Below are 16668 nucleotides of genomic sequence, written 5' to 3'. Positions count from 1 at the left end.
CACGATCGACCATCCGAATCATCTCCCTCTCTTCCTTACCCCCGGAATCATCAATCCGATTCTGTGCAAAGGCCTCAGTATAGCCGAGGCTTCGCTCTACGATGTACCCCCACCCCTAACCCTCCCCACAAGGGGGAGGGACACTTCTGCTGGCGCTGACCTCGGCAAATTGCCTGTCTTTCCAAAGGGAAAGTGAGGGCGCGCGGCAGCGTTCCCTCCCCCTTGTGGGGAGGGTTAGGGTGGGGGTCCATCTTCGCAAGAATCCCTATTGGAGCGCGGCTTCATTCCAGCTTGGCGCTCTCAGCCCCACTTCATCTCGCCGGTGGCGACCTTGGAGCCGATGTCGAGCGCCACACCCATGCCGAGGCCGGGGAAGCGGGCTTCCATGGCGCCCTTGAGCGCGGCCGCGTCCTTAGCCTTGGCCAGTTCTTCCTCGAAGGCGATGAGATAGGTTTTGGTGTGCTCGACGCCCGAAAGGTCGGTGGCGGCCTGCGGCGTCATGTGGCCGGGCACGACGATCTCAGGTTTGCTGGACGCGATCTTTTCGAGATTGGCGAGCCAGGCGGCGCGCTGTTCCTTGCTCGACGTGTCGGCGGTCCAGACATGCACGCCGGAAAAAATCATCACCCCGCCGAACACGGCATTCAGCGACGGCACCGAGAGATAGCGCCGGTTGGCAAGGCCTTCGGCGTCGACGATCTCGATGGTCTCGCCATCGACGGTGAGCGTCTTGCCGTCGAAGACTTCGGGGATGACGACATCGGCGAGCGCCTGCGGGCCATTCTCCTTGAGCTGCGGCCCCCAGACGGCGATTTTCTTGTCGACGCTGCCATTGATGGCGGCCACCGTCTCGGCAGCGGCGATCACCCGTGCCTGCGGAAAAACCTGCTTGATCGGCTTGAGGCCGAAATAATAGTCCGGGTCGGACTGGCTGACATAGATGGTGGTGAGCGTCTTGCCGGTCGCCTTGATCGCCTCGGCCACGGCGCGGCCGTCGGAATAGGTGAAACCGCCGTCGATCAGCAGCGCCTCGGAGGCGCCGGTGGCCAGCACCGGGGCGCGAAAGAAGCCGTTTTCGCCGGCCGGAAAATGTTTCCAGGAAAGCCCGCCAGCCGCATGGGCAAGCCCGGCGGGAGCGAAGACGGCGGCGGCGCCGGCGGCGAGGGTGGTTTTCATGATGGCTCTCCGTGTGAACATGGATCTCTCCTGGGCTTGAGAAAGCGGAATTCGGGCGGGCGCATCTTCCGGCGCAGCCTCGATGCCGGGAAGATGGCAGAGGCGGAATGCGTATTGAAGGCCAACAAAATAGACGTAATGTATGCCATTGCCTGACAATGAGGTCGCATTAGCCATGAGCCGCGCATGAACCTGAACCGGCTGGCCTATTTCGCTGCGGTGGTCGATGCCGGCTCGTTCACGCGGGCCGCCGAGCGGCTGGGCATAACCAAGGCGGTCGTCAGCCAGCAGGTGGCGCGGCTGGAGCGTGATGTCGGAACGACGCTGCTGATCCGCACGACGCGGCGCGTCCATCCGACCGAGGCCGGCCGGACATTCCATGCCCGCTGCCTGCAGGTTCTGCAGCAGGCCGAGGCTGCCTTCGACGAGCTCGCGCAGGCCGCCGCCGAGCCGACCGGCACGCTGCGCATCGCCGCGTCCAACGATTACGGCACCTCGGCGGTGGTGCCGGTGGTCGCCGCCTTCAGCGCGCGCTACCCCGCCTGCCGGGTGGAGCTGACGCTGGGCGACGAGACGATCGACCTGGCGTCTGGTGGGATGGACGTGGCGATCCGCGTCGGCTGGCTGGCCGATTCCAGCCTGCAGGCGCGGCGGATCGGCACATTTGGGCAATTCATGGTGTGCGGTGCCGAGTTCGCCGGGCGCTTCAGGGCCGGCGAACCGCAAGACTTGGCCGGACTGCCCTTCGTCGCCAACATGGCGCTGCGCGAACCGCTGCTATGGCAATTTTCGCGCGGCGACGATGAGCATGAGGCTGTGCGCATGCAGGCAACGATCGCCATCGACGCGACGCCGGCAGTGCTGGCGGCCGTCCGCGCCGGCGCCGGCCTGTCGGTGCTGCCGGATTTTTTGGTGCGGGATGAGTTGGCCACGGGGCGGCTCGTCCAGGTCCTGCCCGAGTGGCGGCTGCCCTCCGGAGGCATCTACACAGTCTACCCCGCCGCGAGGTTCCGGCCGCCCAAGGTGACCAGGTTTGTCGAGATGCTTGTTGCGGCCGAGCAGAAGGTCGAGTCAGGCGGGGAGGGGCGCCGAGGCTGAAGCTGCCGATCTCCCGCCTTGTGGGGTCCTTGTGGGGGAGATGGCCGGCAGGCCAGAGGGGGCGCTGTCCCGCCAACCTATCAGTCGATTCATAGCGTAACCGCGCAAAGTTCCCAGCCCATCACAGTTTGCCCTACTGCAGCTTGAACGCTGACTTCGTGAACACGAGCACCTTGGTGAAAGTGCCAGTCAATGTGGCCGGCAGGATAGAAGTGGGTGCAAATCAGGAAGAACGTGGCCTTCGGACCTGCTCTTGCACAACGCTGCCGAGCTCTAACTTTATCCTTTTACCCGGCAGCGTCTCGGAGTATAATTAGTCTTCACTAAAATAAAGGTTTGAAAACGGAAAAACTTCCGTCTTTGGGCGGGGGCACCTATGGGAGGCTCGCATGCTTAGCGGTTTTGGCAAGGCCTGTGCGGTAATCCTTTTTTCAGGGAACTGCGCTTTCGCCCAATCAGATTTGATAGAACCAGAGGCTGGAACGTGGAAGACGTGGGTAATCACGTCTGGCGAGGACTTCCGAGTCCCGCCGCCGCCTGACGCCTCCGCCGCAGCAGCCGAATTGGCACAGATGCGGGAACTCTTGGCGCAAAAGGATCCGGCTGCCGCCGACAAAATCACCTTCTGGGACGCCGGCTCGCCTGGGTACCGATGGATCGATCTGGTCAACAATCGCCTTCTCGAAAACCAGCAGATTCCAAATGCGCACCGCGTCTACTCCTATTTGACGATGGCGATGTACGACGCCACCATTGCTGCCTGGGACGCGAAGTACTTCTACAATCGGCCGCGCCCGAGCGAGGCGGATGCGACACTGGCGACTGCGCTGCCGCCGCCGCGGAGTCCCTCCTATCCATCCGAGCATGCCGCAGCCGCCGGAGCTGCCGCGACCGTTCTTTCTTATTTCTTTCCCGAAGAGACATCGTCGTTCAAGGCAATGGCCGAAGAAGCGGCACAGTCGCGTGTCCTTGCCGGTGTCCAGTTCCCAAGCGATTCTTCTGCCGGCCTGGAGTTGGGGCGCAGGGTCGCAGAGCAGGTGATTGCGCGGGCAAAGGCCGATGGCTCCGATGCAGCGTGGAGCGGCACTGTTCCGACCGGGCCGTGCATGTGGGTCGGGAACAAACCCGCCAATGTAAACATGCCAAACTGGAAGCCGATCGTGCTGGCTGCACCCGATGAATTCAGGCCGCCGGCGCCGCCCGACTGCCAGTCCCCGGCCATAAAGGCCGAGATGGATGCAATCCGACAGTTTGAACGAAAATTCCCTAACAGCTACAAAGCGTTCTACTGGCAAAGCCCATCCGGCCTGTTCACCGATTGGTATGACTATGCCAGCAAGTGGATGTTCGAGGACAAGACGGATACGAACCCGCCGCGTGCCGCGCGGGCTTACGCTATGCTCGCAACGGTCTATTACGACGCCTATATTGCAAGCAACGACGGGAAGTACGCCTATTGGTATCTGCGGCCCAACATGCTTGACGCGAGCATCACTCCCCTGTTCGCAGTGCCAGCTCATCCCAGTTATCCGTCGAACCACTCCACGCTCTCGACTGCCCGATGCGAGGTCCTGGCGTACCTGTTTCCCGGCCATGCGGAGTTCATCCGCGCGGCTGGCAAAGAGGCGGGTGATTCCCGCGTCTGGGCAGGCATCCACTATGAAATGGACAACCGGGCCGGTGCCGCGCTCGGTAAAGCGGTCGCGGGGAAATTTATCGAGCGGGCGAGAAAGGACGGAGCTGACTAGCGGAAGGAGAGGACACCTGCTCGACCCGTTCGAAACCTTCTTTGCCGATCGCCGGTCGAGGCCAAAGGGTAGAACGGAACTTTGTTCGCCACGTATCAGAAAGCTGCAGGCGCCACGCGCCTTCATCTTCTGACGCTTTGTGGACCTGAGACGCAACAGGGCTTCCAAGTTGCCGTTCCCCTGCGCCCCGATTTATAGACCCGCTTCGGAGTGGACTCGTGACATTGGCTGCGTCCGGCGCAAAACGTCAGCAGGTGGCGCAATCGAGGCGACCCGTGGTTTTAACCGCTCTGCACGCGGAAGAAGCCGTTGGAGGACTAGGTTGGGTGGGAAGCAGTCCCTCAATGCGATGAGCACGAATGACCGCGATGCGGACTAAGCAGACGAAGAATGGGGCCCGGCGCCCCTGCAATGGGCGCCGGCCTCACCACACTCGCACTCCGAAAATCTCCGAAACGTGTTGCGGCCGAGCGCTACAAGAGCGATAATTAGTGCCCGAACGGAATGACGCAGACGGTTTCGCTTGCCGCGGGGCTGGTAGCGGCCCGGGACGGTCAAATCAGGGAATTCGCCATGCACAATGTCTCTCGGCGAAATGCCATTCGCTTCGTTCTGGCGGTCACAGCCGCCCTGTTTGCAACCTCGATGCCCTCTTTTGCCACGGAAGCGGTTCCGCTGGCGATCAAGGGTTATGACCCGGTCGCCTATTTCACCATCGGAAGCCCCACGCGCGGGCTGCCGGAGATCGAGTACGAATGGGATGAGCACCGCTACCTCTTCGCGAACGCCGAGCATCGCGAGCTTTTCAAGGCCGATCCTGTTCGCTACGCGCCAGAGTTCGGAAATTTTTGTGCAATGGCGCTGGCCCTGGGCGAGCTCGACGAGGCCAACCCGGAGAACTGGCTGATCAGCCACGGAAAGCTTTATATTTTCGGCAAACCGGCCCCGATGGGACCCGCGCTCTTCCAGCAGGACCTTGCTGCGAACATCGCGAAGGCCAACCAGAACCGCGCGCTACTTCAAGGGCATTAGCGGTTCATTCATTCTCTCGGCCGGTGGCAGGTCGCCTGTGACGGGGTAGAGGCGGGCCTTGCGGAATCCGTCGCGCAGATGTTCGAGATCGCCAGAGCTTAGAAACTTGGTTCCGAACTCCTGCGGGTCGAAGGTTGGGTCGATGCGGCGTATCATCGTCACGACACGCGCGGCGTCCTCCGCTCGATCGACTTGTGCATAGGCGGCCGCCAGCAGGATACGGCTGAAATTCGCGCCTGCGGTTGTTCGAAGACTAAGTTCCGCCTGTTCGATCGCCGCGTCGTAACGCCGTTTCAGATAGTAGGCCAGGCTCAGCGCAAAGCGATCGATCGCATTGAGATCGGGGTCGATACGCTGCGCCTGCTCCAAGGCCTCGATCGCCGCATCCGTCTGTCCCAGCCACAACAGGATGGTGCCGCGCCCGGCGAGGCCGTGAGCATCGTTCGGATTGATCGCAATGGCGCGCTCGATCTCAACCTCTGCCTGGTTGTATCTCTGACGAAAGAGGTGGATGTGGCCGAGAGTGATGCGCGCGCGCACGTCGGAATCATCAAGGCTCAGCGCCTTGATTGCCAGTTCCTCGGCACGGCTCAGGAAGGCGGTTGGCGATTCCGCCCAGCCCATCGAGCTGGCAATGTGATAGGTTTCGGCAAGTGCCGCATATGCAGCAGCGTAGTTCGGATCCAGCTCGATGGCGCGTCTGAGCAGGGCGCGCGCCCCCACATTGTTTGCATGCGTCGGGCTCTGCAATGCCGGCCTGGCGCGCAGCACGTAATCATAGGCTGCGAGATTTTCGGTTGGCTTCGCGAACACCCGATTTTGTTCGATCTGGGTCACGCGAATCGCCAGGACTCTGACGATGCGAGTGACAATGTTGTCCTGCAGCGCGAACACGTCCGCCAGCGCCTCCTCGAAGCGTGCAGACCAAATCACCCGTCCCTGCCTTGTGTCGACGAGTTGCGCGATGACCCGCACGCGGTCGCCGGTCTGGCGGACGCTGCCTTCGACCAGATAGCTGACGGCGAGACCGCGGCCGATCTCCTCCGGGCTTGCGGGCTTTCCCTTGTAGGGGAAGACAGCGTTCCACGACATCACGGTCAGCGCGGAGAACCGACCCAGTGCGTTGATGATATCCTGCGTCAATCCATCCGCGAAATACTGACGAGCCGAATCGTCGCTCTGGTTCAGGAACGGGAGAATGGCGATCGCGGGTTTCGTGCTGACTTCAGCACTTTTTGTGAATTGATCGCCAGAGCGCAGAATGCTGAGAAATTTCCACTCAGAGCCAAGACCGGCCCACAGCGCGCCTACAGTAAGCAAAATCATCAGAGCCAGAGCGGCGAACAATCCCCGGCGCCAGCCGGCGGGCGCCGGAGCGGCCGTGGCGTCGAGCCGCACGCGAAAGGCGCGCACCGGCCGAGCGATGTTCTTGAGCTTCTGTTCGCCGATATCCTCAAAGGCAATGTCGAGCTTGCCTTGCACGTCTTCCTGCACGCGGCCCGAGACGCAGATGCCGCCAGGCTCCGCGAGCCCCTCCAAGCGAGCCGCCACGTTGACGCCATCCCCGAAAATGTCGTCATCCTCGATGATGATGTCGCCGACATTGATGCCGACGCGGAACTCGATACGTTGTCCTGCCGGCACCGCGACATTGCGTTCCGCCATGCCGCGCTGGATCTCGACGGCGCAGCGCACGGCCTCGACCACACTCGCGAACTCGATCAGCATCCCATCGCCGGTGGTCTTGACAATCCGCCCGCGGTGTTCGTTGATCTTTCGGTCGACCAGAGCACGCCGATGCGCCTTCAGCTGGGCGAGCGTACCTTCGTCGTCGTTGCCCATCAGCCGGCTGTAGCCGGAGATGTCGGCCGCTAGAATGGCCGTAAGTCGCCGCTCTACATGCTCGGTTGACAATCCGACTCTCCCCCGTGCGCTTCGGCCACCTTTTCCGATAGCTCTGGGCTAAGCACTACGGAACCTAGGGCTCCGTAGTGCTTAGCCCAAGGAGCCCCCAATCGAAGGCGAGCGTCGCGCCCACCGCTGGGGCGGTGGAACCGCGAACGCTATGACCTGCTCGGCCACACCCTCACCGATCTTTTGGCCCGCAACCACATCGGAGCGAAAATGGACCCCGGCCCACATGCGCGCGTCGGCCGCCTGCTTGGCCGTCACGCTCCATCAGCGCGGAGTAGCCCACCACATCGGCAGCAAGAATGGCAGCAAGCTTGCGATCCACGACGGCGTTTTAAGACCACCTATGCCCGAGGAATGCACCATAGCAGAAGTCGGAGGCATTGTATCGCCGCAAGGCCCTTTGCTGTGCATGCACCGGAAGGTCTGGAATGGGCTCAATTGAGACGTTCATCGCCTGCACCGCAGATGAACGCTTGGGGTCGGTTTCGGACGATAAGCGAAGGTCCGCTCCCGAAAAGCGTCGGGAATGTCTGGAAATGGCGCAATCGAGGCGACCCGTGCTTTTAACCGCTCTGCACGCGGAAGAAGCCGTTGGAGGACTAGGTTGGGTGGAAACTGGCCGTATGCGCGCCTGTCGGAACGACGTGATTGCGGCAAGGAGCGGACGTCGCCCCGCCTATGCGGCTTGCTCACTCTAGCGTCGGGGCGGTCCGCAGACCGTTGAATCGAAATCGCTACGAACCCCACGGGCAGACCTTAGCCTCCCGCGCTGAGCATTTCGATGATTGTTTTGTTAAATCCAAAGAATCACCACAGGACGGTGGCCGTCGAGCGAGTTTTCAGCAGCCCATTTCCGCAGCCTATTAATGTGCAACTTGGGAAGCTGCCGACATCAATTCCTCGGGATTCAGCGCTCTGAAGGTGTTGAGGCCATCCTCCAGAACTTCAGTGAAGTTCCAGCGTACGATGCCCGCCCGGTCGATTAGGAATTGACCGACAAGCTGCGCCTGGCTGGAAGCCATCGCCTGCTGATCGACTTCCGTAATCTCATATCCTTCCTTCTTGTTAAGAAATTCATTCATTGCCATGACGTTCATAGGCTCGGGCAACTCGCCCGGGAGATGGAACGGTATCGCCATGACCGTGTCCATCCCGACCTCGCGCAAGCCGAAAGCACGGTGCGAGGCTCGCTCCGGGTCGGATGCGGCGAGAAGATCGGGTGCCGGGTGGTAACGGAAATAGAGCCGCGCCCGCTCGACCGGCGTGTTGACCACAGCCAGGCATTCGACGCCTTTCTCACGCAGGGCCGGCTTGAGTTGCGCCATCGCCGCGACATGGCGCCGGCAGAACGGACAGTGCAGGCCTCGGAACAAACCGATCAACAACGGGCTACGGCCTCGAAAATCATCGAGCGCGATCTTGCCTTCGCGTGAGATCGCATTGAGCACAACATTCGGTGCCCGGTCGCCCGGCTGCAGCGGGCGGTCAACACTACTCGTGGACATGGACAACCTCCTCGCCCCGGGGTCAGTCAGGGAAAGCAGCACACCCAGCGTTTCGGAGGCGATCAAGTGCTGGGGCGAAAGCTTCCTGTGCCAAGGCAATAGCTTTCGACCTCTGCCATATTGCCGAGGTCGAGATTACGCGCGTTGCAAGCCCATCCTAACACGAAAAAGCATCCGCGGGTGCCGCCAAATGTGGTGAATTACCTTACGCGAGCGCACTCCCGAATGCTCTTGCGCTGAAGGTCAGGTTCCCGACCTCGATTTGGAGGTTCAAGTCTGCAACGCCCAAGGTCGTCAACGGGTCGGCCCGAGCCATTGCGCGAAGGGCAGGTTTGGAGAAGCGCCGCGAATGACAGGTTATGGCGCACGTGGACGGTTGGTGCGTTCCGACTTCAGATTGCCTGATGAGGCTCGGCAAGGTCCGGCCTGGGTGGTGAGTCGACGCTCCACGCGAACTCACGGAATGGCCGGGATGCGTACAAAATGGATATTGACGATGAAACGTCAGAGCGAGTTGGACCGCGCCCCGGGCCCGTTGTCACAGACAGCCTTTTTGTTTGCCAAGTGGTGAACTGAATGCTATAGTTCACCACATGGAAAACTGTAGCTTCTCTTTGGACACTGCATTTCACGCGCTCGCGGACTCGACCAGAAGGGCGGTGATCAGTCGTTTGATGAATGGGCCGGCCCCGGTCAAGGAACTCGCTGAACCCTTCGACATGGGTCTCCCTGCATTCCTGAAGCATCTACGCGTGCTTGAGGAAAGCGGGTTGATAGCGACCGAAAAGAGCGGCCGTGTTCGAACTTGCCGGATACGGCCCAAGCACTTGTCGGAAGCAGAGACATGGCTTTCTGAGCAACGTGCACTCTGGCAGGCAGGCGCCGATCGGCTTGCCACCTATGTGGAAAACCAAATGACAGAGGACGATGACGAATGACTGCCGTTAACAATGAGCTATCCATCTCGCGCCTCATCAATGCCGCGCCGAGCAAGGTCTGGAAGGCGTGGAGCAAGCCCGAACATCTGGCGAGGTGGTGGATACCCCATCCAATCGAGTGCAAGGTCGTCAAGTTGGATCTGCGCCCTGGAGGCGGCTTCGAGACGCGGATGCGCGAGGGCGACGGAGACTTCAAGCCCCATGTCGAAGCCTGTTTCCTCGACATTGTTCCTGAGCAGCGTCTGGTGTGGACGACGACTCTCGGCGAGGGCTGGCGGCCGACAGAACCCTGGCTGGCACTGACAGCGATCATCACATTTGCAGCCGAAGGTAACGGCACCCACTATTCAGCCCGCGTGATGCACAAGAACGCCGCTGACAGCCGCAAGCACGAAGAAATGGGCTTTCAGGAGGGTTGGGGCACAACGATCGACCAGTTGGCGGCCTTCGTGGAGCATCTGGAATAAATCTGTCCTGAAGACCGCAAAGTGCGACCCATCCCGGAAAGACCGAGACGGGGCTCAATCAAGTCATTCATTGCACTGTCGCGAATGACGGCAAGGGGTCGGCTCGAGCCATTGCGCGAAGGGCAGGTTTGGAGAAGCGCCGCGATGACAGGTTATGGCGCAAGGCAGTCATTGACGAACAACCGCGTCGCCTGCTTGTCATCCCCTCTTGCCATCCCCACCACCTTCCCCTAATCTCCTCTGAGAAAACCTTTTCCCAAATCAGCTTGCATCTGCTGACCTTACCAGTCGGCGTCTCGCAGGGTGATTAGAGAAAACCTTTTCCCAACCAAGGAACTCGCCGCGCACCATGGTTTCCGACGCCTCGCCAGCGCCCGCCAAAAACCCGGTCACCCTCCGTGAGGTGGCCGCCACCGCCGGCGTCAGCGTGGCCACCGCGTCGAAGGCTCTCAACGGGCAGGGGCGGATGACGGCCGAGACCCGCGAGCGCATTCGCGAGACGGCGCAGCGGCTCGGCTTTCGCCCGAACAGCCTGGCGCAGAGCCTGTTGCGCCGGCGCTCCTTTACCGTCGGCCTGTTGACCAACGATACCTATGGCCGTTTTTCGTTGCCGGTCATGTCGGGCATTTCGGATGCGCTGGTCGACAAGGGCGTCTCGGTGTTTTTGTGCAATGTCGAGGATGACCAGCGCCTCGGCCAGCTGCATGTCGATGCCATGCTCGACAAGCGCGTCGACGGCATCATCGCCACCGGCAAGCGGATCGATCGCCATCTGCCGGTCGACCTGTCCAATCTCGGCGTTCCCGTGATCTACGCCTTCACCCAGCCCGATCCCGGCGCCATCGCGTTTGTCTCTGATGATGCCGGCGGTGCGCGCCTGGCGGTCGAGCATTTTTGGCGGCTTGGCCGGCGGCGCATCGCCCATGTCAGCGGGCCGGCGAGTTTTGCGGTGGTGCACGCGCGGGCACAGGCCTATCGTGACGTGCTGACCGAGAAAGGCTTGCCGGTCATGGAACCATTGCTCGGATCGTGGTCGGAAGCGTGGGGTCACGAGGCGGTGAAGACGCTTTTCGACGGCAGGCTGTCGAAGCGCGGGGGCGAAAAGCCCGACGCCGTGTTTTGCGGCAACGACCAGATCGCGCGCGGCGTCATCGACGCGCTGCGCGAGCGCGGGCTTGGCGTGCCGGACGATGTCGGCGTCATCGGTTTCGACAATTGGCAGATCGTCGCCGAGGCAACCCGCCCGCCGCTGACCTCCGTCGACATGAACCTGGCGGCACTGGGGCGCGAGGCCGGCCTCACCTTGCTTTCGCTCGTCGGCGGCGAACCCGCCGAGCCGGGCATCCGAAAACTGCCGTGCCGGCTGGTGGTGCGTCAGTCATGCGGCCGTCCACCGGAGGGCTGAGATTAAGACGCCGCGCGGGGAGCGCGGCCTAAGCAGAACCATCAGGAGGAGAACCATGAGAACTATGATTGCCGGGCTCGCTATTGCCGCGAGCATTTTTTCCACGCTCGCAGCGGTCGGGTCGGCCGCCGCCGCCGAGACCGCCAACATCTGGGTCCGCGCCGACGGCTCGAACTTCATGCCGCGCATCGTCGATGCCTTCAACAAGGCACATGAGAACCAGATCAAGCTGGACATCATCCCCAATGCCGAGATCATCCCGAAATACGGCGCTGCCGCCGCCGGCGGCACGGCGCCCGATGCGCTGTCGCTCGATCTGATCTACACGCCGTCCTTCGCCGCCGCCGGCCAGCTGGAAGACATCACCGACTGGGCGAAATCGCTGCCCTATTTCAACAGCCTGTCGCCGGCGCACGTCAAAACCGGCACCTACAAGGACCGCATCTACGGGCTGCCGTTCTCCGCCGATAGCTCGGTGCTGATCTGGAACAAAAAACTGTTCAAGCAGGCCGGCCTCGACCCTGAAAAGGGGCCGACCAACTGGGCCGAGATCGAGGCCTATGCCGAAAAGGTCAACGCGCTTGGCGGCGATATCAAAGGCTTCTATTTCTCCGGCAATTGCGGCGGCTGCAACATCTTCACCTTCACGCCGCTGATCTGGGCCTCGGGCGGCGACATCCTCACCGAGGACGGCTCGAAGGCGACGCTCGACAGCCCGCAGCTGCGCGGCGCCATCGATCTTTATCGGTCGATGGTCAAGAAGGACCTGGTGCCGGCAGGCGCGCAGACCGATACCGGCTCCAACTTCTTTGCGGCGTTTGCCGCCGGCAATATCGGCATCTCGCCGTCCGGCGCCTTCGCCATCGGCGCGCTGAACACGCAATACCCGGACATCGACTACGGCGTCACCTTCCTGCCGGGCAAGGATGGCGGCTGGTCGTCCTTTGCCGGCGGCGACAATTTCGTCGTCACCAAGGGCACGACCAAGGTTGCGGTCGTGAAGGAATTCCTCGATTTCGCCTATTCGCTCGAGGGCCAGACTATCCTGGCGAAATACGGCAGCCTGCCGGTGCGCGGCGACATCGCCAACGAGGCGCTGAAAGATCTGGACCCGCGCTACAAGATCGCCGCCGAAGCGATGGCCAAGGGTCGCACGCCCTATTCGGTGGTGTTCAACGACCTGATCAACTCCGCCAACGGTCCGTGGAACCAGATGGTCAACGAGGTCTTCTTCGGCGAGGACGTCAATGGCGCCATCGCCAACGCGCAGGAAACCATGCAGTCGATCATCGATTCGGCGCCGCAGCAGTAAGCGCCGGCTTACGTCCCCCTTGAGGGGAGGTCGGACCGCAGGTCCGGGTGGGGTCGTTGCGGAAATGCTCGACGTTCTCTTTGCGTCGGCGCGCTGCACAGGCGACCCCACCCCCGGCCTTCGGCCGGACCCTCCCCTCAAGGGGGAGGGGGACGTAGCGCTAACGAGAGAGCAGGCATGACCTCCATCGCAGCCATCTCCACCCCAGCCCGCCCCAAAAAACTGGTAGGCGCCGGCCGCCGGCAGTGGGTCGGCCTGCTCTATGTGGCGCCGGCCGTCGCGCTGGTCGTCGTCTTCTTCATCATTCCGCTTGGCATGACGGCGTGGATGTCGCTGCACAACTGGCCGCTGATGGGCGCGCACTCGTTCATTGGCCTCGACAATTACTGGGCGATCCTGCGCGATACCAGGTTCTGGAACGCGCTCAAATTCACCGGCTACTATACGGTGATCGTCACCATCGCGATCTTCGTCGTCGCCTTTCCGCTGGCACTGTTCATCGAAAGGCCGCGGCCGCTGACCGGCTTCTACCGGACGTCGTTCTTCATGCCGGCCGTCATCGGTTTTGCCTCGGCCAGCCTGCTGTGGTCGTGGCTGCTCAATGTCGATTCCGGCCTGTTCAGCCCGGCCGCCTTCGAACTCGGCCTGACCGAAAGGAAGGTCAATCTGCTGGCGACGTTCCAGCCGGCGTTCTGGTCGATCATCGCCATGGTCGTCTGGAAGGTGGCCGGTTTTACCATGATCATCCTGATGACCGGCCTGCAATCGATCCCGCCGGATCTGCAGGAGGCGGCGATGATCGATGGGGCAGGGCCGCTGGCGCGGTTTCGCGCCATCACCCTGCCGCTGATGCGCCGCACGCTGGCGCTGGCGCTGATCCTGTCGGTTGCCGGCTCGGTGCTCGCCTTCGACCAGTTCTACATCATCCTGCGCGGCGGACCGCGCAACCAGACGCTGACCGCTGTCTACTGGATTTTCAACCAGTCGTTCGTGTCGTTCAAGCTCGGCTACGGCGCCGCCCTGTCGATGGTCCTGCTGGTCATCCTGGTCGCGCTCAGCCTGATCCAGCTGCGGCTGCTGCGCCAACCGGAGGGCGTTGACTGATGGCGCGGGCACGAAGCCGCAAACGCCGCATCGGCATGCAGATCGCCGAGCACGCGACGGGCATCATCGCCTCGCTGCTGTTTCTGGCGCCGATCGTCTGGACCGTGCTTTCGGCCTTCAAGCCGGCACAGGAATCGCGCCAGCCGCCGCTGCCGCCCTGGCCGACGACGGGTTTTTCGGTCGAGAATTATGCCACGCTCAACACCTTTGGCGATGGCCTCTGGCTGCCGGCGCAAAACAGCATCTATGTCTCGGTCATGACCGTGGTTTTGTCGGTGATCGTCAGCGTGCTGGCCGGCTACGGTTTCTCGCGCTTCCGCTTTCCGCTGAAGAACTTGCTCTTCGTCCTTATCCTGTCGACGATCATGATCCCGTTCCAGTCGATCCTGACGCCGATCTTCCTGGTGCTGACCAAGATCGGCCTGCACAACACGCTGACCGGGCTGGTCTGCGTCTATGTCACGCTGCAGCTGCCGTTCTCGATCTTCATGATGCGCAACGCTTTCGACGCGGTGCCGCGCGAGATCGAGGAGGCGGCCCGCATGGACGGCGCCAACAATGTCACCATGCTGCTGCGGGTAATGCTGCCGCTGGTCTGGCCGGGCATCGTCACCATCGCGCTGTTCGCGTTCCTCGGCGCCTGGAACGAGTTTTTGGCAGCACTGGTGCTGATGACCGACCAGTCCAAATTCACGCTGCCGATCATGATGACGGCGCTGCAGTCGGGCCGCTTCGGCGCCATCGACTGGGGCGCGGTGCAGGCCGGGGTCACCGTGATGATGGTGCCATGCCTGGTGCTGTTCCTGCTGCTGCAGCGCTTCTACATCCGCGGCCTCATGGCAGGGGCCGTGAAGTGACCAATCGAACCGAACCGGAGTAAATTGATGACCGCATCGCGATCCGCCAAGCCGGCTGCCGAGCTGGACCAAACTGGCAAGTCGGGCAGGCCAAAACGCGCCTTCCGCCCGCTGCCGGTGCCGCAGGTCGATGTGCGCGGCTTCTGGGGCGACCGTGCCGATGCCGTCGCCACCACGACCGCCGGCATCCTCTATGATCGCTGCGTCGAGGCGCGCATGCTCGAGCAGATCGATCCAGACCGGCCATCGCCCGGCGTCGTCATTCCGTTCCACTCACCTTCGCCGGATGAGGCCGCCACCGCCGGCAACGAGTTCACCGGATCGACCGTCACCACCCAGATGTTCTGGGACTCCGACTGGGGCAAGACGATCGAGACCGCCGCCTACTCGCTTTATCGCCGCCGCAATGACGCGCTGGAGAAGAAGATCGATGCCGTCATCGACATGTACGGCAAGCTGCAGCAACCCGACGGTTATCTCTCCAGCTGGTACCAGCGTATCCAGCCCGGCCTGCGCTGGACCAATCTGCGCGATTGCCACGAGCTCTATTGCGCCGGCCATCTGATCGAGGGCGCGGTCGCCTACTATCAGGCGACGGGAAAACGCAAGCTGCTCGACATCATGTGCCGCTATGCCGACCATATCGCCGAGACCTTCGGCGCCGAGCCCGGCAAGAAGAAAGGCTATTGCGGCCACGAGGAGATCGAGCTGGCGCTGGTCAAGCTCGCGCGGGTCACCGGCGAGCAGAAGTACATGGACCTGGCCAAATACTTCATCGACCAGCGCGGCCTTGAGCCGCATTATTTCGACGAGGAGGCGCGTGCCCGCGGCGCCGACCCAAAAGCCTATCATTTCAAGACCTACGAATACAGCCAGTCGCACAAGCCGGTGCGCGAGCAGGACAAGGTCGTCGGCCATGCGGTGAGGGCGATGTATCTCTATTCCGGCATGGCCGATATCGCGACCGAATATGGCGACGACACGCTGCGGACGGCGCTCGACCGGCTGTGGGACGACCTCACCACCAAGAACCTCTACATCACCGGCGGCCTCGGGCCGTCGTCGCACAATGAGGGCTTTACATCAGACTACGACCTGCCCAACGAAACCGCCTATGCCGAGACCTGCGCTTCGGTCGGATTGGTGTTCTGGGCGAGCCGCATGCTCGGCATGGGCCCCAATGCGCGTTACGCCGACATGATGGAGCGGGCTCTCTACAACGGCTCGATTTCGGGCCTGTCGCTCGACGGCTCGCTGTTCTTCTATGAAAATCCGCTGGAAAGCCGGGGCAAGCACAACCGCTGGAAATGGCATCGCTGCCCGTGCTGCCCACCCAATATCGGCCGCATGGTCGCCTCGATCGGCAGTTATTTCTACGGCCTATCCAGCGATGCCCTTGCCGTCCATCTCTATGGAAACAGTACGGCTCGTTTCGATATCGCAGGAACGCAAACGGAGCTGCGCCAGACCAGCAACTATCCATGGGACGGCGCGGTCTCGATCACGATCGAGCCCGAGGCGCCGACGACATTTACCTTGCACCTGCGCCTGCCGGCCTGGTGCCGCAAGGCGGCGCTCAAGGTGAACGGGGAGGCGGTCGATCTGCAGGCGGTCACCAGCGACGGCTATGCCGCGATCCGGCGCGAATGGCGCAAGGCCGACCAGGTCGAGCTCGACCTCGAAATGGCCATCGACCGGCTTTATGCCAACCCGCAGGTGCGGCAGGATATCGGCCGCGTCGCGCTTGCCCGCGGTCCGCTGATCTATTGCGTCGAGGAGACCGACAATGCCGGCCAGCTGCACCGCATCGCCTTGCCGCCGACAGCCGAGATCGAGGCGCATCAGCAGCCGAACCTTTTGGGCGGCGTCGTGACGCTTTCGGCTGTTGCCAGGAAAGAGAAGTTTGAAGACTGGGACAACGGCCTCTACCGCCCCGAACCGCCGGCGGTTGAAGAGTCAAAAATCACCGCCGTGCCGTATTTTGCCTGGGACAACCGCGATCCCGGCGAGATGCTGGTCTGGCTGAGAGACTCGTGATCCGGGGACGATGATGATGCCGCCGACGACAGGGATGTCTTGAATTTGCCCCGGCGGCGCTAATTTAGAGGGGAG

The 16668-nt window shown here is 62.2% G+C and carries 13 protein-coding genes and 1 pseudogene; 10 read left to right on the top strand and 4 right to left on the bottom strand.

The annotated features are described in order from the left end of the window. Positions 1–300: 300 nt before the first annotated feature. Positions 301–1197 (bottom strand): MBL fold metallo-hydrolase, encoded by an 897-nt coding sequence (locus AC0L3H_RS29440; RefSeq protein WP_473587812.1) that lies wholly within the window; start codon positions 1195–1197, stop codon positions 301–303. A 165-nt stretch (positions 1198–1362) separates the two neighbouring features. Between AC0L3H_RS29440 and AC0L3H_RS29435 the strand changes: the two genes are divergently transcribed. The 3 genes from AC0L3H_RS29435 to AC0L3H_RS29425 all read left to right on the top strand — a co-directional run bounded on the left by AC0L3H_RS29435 (position 1363) and on the right by AC0L3H_RS29425 (position 5054). Further along, positions 1363–2274, top strand: coding sequence for a LysR family transcriptional regulator (locus tag AC0L3H_RS29435; RefSeq protein ID WP_473587811.1), 912 nt, complete (start codon positions 1363–1365; stop codon positions 2272–2274). A 389-nt stretch (positions 2275–2663) separates the two neighbouring features. Beyond that, entirely contained in the window at positions 2664–4022 is a 1359-nt protein-coding gene (locus tag AC0L3H_RS29430) for a phosphatase PAP2 family protein (RefSeq protein WP_473587810.1), read from the top strand. Positions 4023–4526: 504 nt separating this feature from the next. Next, positions 4527–5054 carry a YHS domain-containing (seleno)protein gene (locus AC0L3H_RS29425; RefSeq protein ID WP_473587809.1) on the top strand — a complete coding sequence of 176 codons (528 nt, stop codon included), beginning with the start codon at positions 4527–4529 and terminating at the stop codon, positions 5052–5054. Here AC0L3H_RS29425 and AC0L3H_RS29420 read toward each other — a convergent pair. From AC0L3H_RS29420 to AC0L3H_RS29410, 3 genes and pseudogenes are all read right to left on the bottom strand, one after another. Continuing rightward, entirely contained in the window at positions 5037–6536 is a 1500-nt protein-coding gene (locus tag AC0L3H_RS29420) for an adenylate/guanylate cyclase domain-containing protein (protein ID WP_473587813.1), read from the bottom strand. The two genes, AC0L3H_RS29425 and AC0L3H_RS29420, sit on opposite strands and share 18 nt — an antisense overlap. Positions 6537–6542: 6 nt before the next feature. After that, positions 6543–6896 (bottom strand): annotated as a pseudogene (locus tag AC0L3H_RS29415) (adenylate/guanylate cyclase domain-containing protein); the annotation flags it as partial. A gap of 935 nt (positions 6897–7831) precedes the next feature. Next, positions 7832–8473 carry a peroxiredoxin-like family protein gene (locus tag AC0L3H_RS29410; protein ID WP_091590900.1) on the bottom strand — a complete coding sequence of 214 codons (642 nt, stop codon included), beginning with the start codon at positions 8471–8473 and terminating at the stop codon, positions 7832–7834. A gap of 593 nt (positions 8474–9066) precedes the next feature. Here AC0L3H_RS29410 and AC0L3H_RS29405 point away from each other — a divergent pair. From AC0L3H_RS29405 to AC0L3H_RS29375, 7 genes are all read left to right on the top strand, one after another. Next, the gene (locus AC0L3H_RS29405; RefSeq protein WP_473587808.1) at positions 9067–9411 is read left to right on the top strand and encodes an ArsR/SmtB family transcription factor; all 345 of its coding nucleotides are present in this window, start codon (positions 9067–9069) and stop codon (positions 9409–9411) included. Next, on the top strand, positions 9408–9878 hold the full coding sequence (locus tag AC0L3H_RS29400) for an SRPBCC family protein (protein ID WP_473494967.1): 471 nt from the start codon (positions 9408–9410) through the stop codon (positions 9876–9878). Before AC0L3H_RS29405 ends, AC0L3H_RS29400 begins: the two co-directional genes overlap by 4 nt. 349 nt (positions 9879–10227) lie before the next feature. Next, positions 10228–11283, top strand: coding sequence for a LacI family DNA-binding transcriptional regulator (locus tag AC0L3H_RS29395; protein WP_473587807.1), 1056 nt, complete (start codon positions 10228–10230; stop codon positions 11281–11283). A gap of 55 nt (positions 11284–11338) precedes the next feature. Beyond that, positions 11339–12595 carry an ABC transporter substrate-binding protein gene (locus tag AC0L3H_RS29390; protein ID WP_473587806.1) on the top strand — a complete coding sequence of 419 codons (1257 nt, stop codon included), beginning with the start codon at positions 11339–11341 and terminating at the stop codon, positions 12593–12595. 177 nt (positions 12596–12772) lie between these two features. Further along, positions 12773–13699, top strand: a complete 927-nt coding sequence (locus tag AC0L3H_RS29385) for a carbohydrate ABC transporter permease (protein WP_473587805.1) — start codon at positions 12773–12775, stop codon at positions 13697–13699. Next, positions 13699–14556: a carbohydrate ABC transporter permease gene (locus AC0L3H_RS29380; protein WP_473587804.1), complete on the top strand. Its 858-nt coding sequence runs from the start codon at positions 13699–13701 to the stop codon at positions 14554–14556. Before AC0L3H_RS29385 ends, AC0L3H_RS29380 begins: the two co-directional genes overlap by 1 nt. 27 nt (positions 14557–14583) lie before the next feature. Further along, the gene (locus AC0L3H_RS29375; protein WP_473587803.1) at positions 14584–16593 is read left to right on the top strand and encodes a glycoside hydrolase family 127 protein; all 2010 of its coding nucleotides are present in this window, start codon (positions 14584–14586) and stop codon (positions 16591–16593) included. Positions 16594–16668: the final 75 nt, after the last annotated feature.

It is taken from the genome of Mesorhizobium sp. WSM4816, assembly GCF_055811535.1.
The sequence above is the reverse complement of the archived record's forward strand: the minus strand, read 5'-3'. Positions and strand labels throughout refer to the sequence as shown.

What these genes read in the sequence shown, in the direction of transcription:
- AC0L3H_RS29430 (WP_473587810.1), top strand. Translation starts at nt 2,664, where the DNA reads ATGCTTAGCGGTTTTGGCAAGGCCTGTGCGGTAATCCTTTTTTCAGGG.
- AC0L3H_RS29405 (WP_473587808.1), top strand. Translation starts at nt 9,067, where the DNA reads ATGGAAAACTGTAGCTTCTCTTTGGACACTGCATTTCACGCGCTCGCG.
- AC0L3H_RS29385 (WP_473587805.1), top strand. Translation starts at nt 12,773, where the DNA reads ATGACCTCCATCGCAGCCATCTCCACCCCAGCCCGCCCCAAAAAACTG.
- AC0L3H_RS29375 (WP_473587803.1), top strand. Translation starts at nt 14,584, where the DNA reads ATGACCGCATCGCGATCCGCCAAGCCGGCTGCCGAGCTGGACCAAACT.
- AC0L3H_RS29395 (WP_473587807.1), top strand. Translation starts at nt 10,228, where the DNA reads ATGGTTTCCGACGCCTCGCCAGCGCCCGCCAAAAACCCGGTCACCCTC.
- AC0L3H_RS29410 (WP_091590900.1), bottom strand. Translation starts at nt 8,473, where the DNA reads ATGTCCACGAGTAGTGTTGACCGCCCGCTGCAGCCGGGCGACCGGGCA.
- AC0L3H_RS29380 (WP_473587804.1), top strand. Translation starts at nt 13,699, where the DNA reads ATGGCGCGGGCACGAAGCCGCAAACGCCGCATCGGCATGCAGATCGCC.
- AC0L3H_RS29435 (WP_473587811.1), top strand. Translation starts at nt 1,363, where the DNA reads ATGAACCTGAACCGGCTGGCCTATTTCGCTGCGGTGGTCGATGCCGGC.
- AC0L3H_RS29425 (WP_473587809.1), top strand. Translation starts at nt 4,527, where the DNA reads ATGACGCAGACGGTTTCGCTTGCCGCGGGGCTGGTAGCGGCCCGGGAC.
- AC0L3H_RS29390 (WP_473587806.1), top strand. Translation starts at nt 11,339, where the DNA reads ATGAGAACTATGATTGCCGGGCTCGCTATTGCCGCGAGCATTTTTTCC.
- AC0L3H_RS29440 (WP_473587812.1), bottom strand. Translation starts at nt 1,197, where the DNA reads ATGTTCACACGGAGAGCCATCATGAAAACCACCCTCGCCGCCGGCGCC.
- AC0L3H_RS29400 (WP_473494967.1), top strand. Translation starts at nt 9,408, where the DNA reads ATGACTGCCGTTAACAATGAGCTATCCATCTCGCGCCTCATCAATGCC.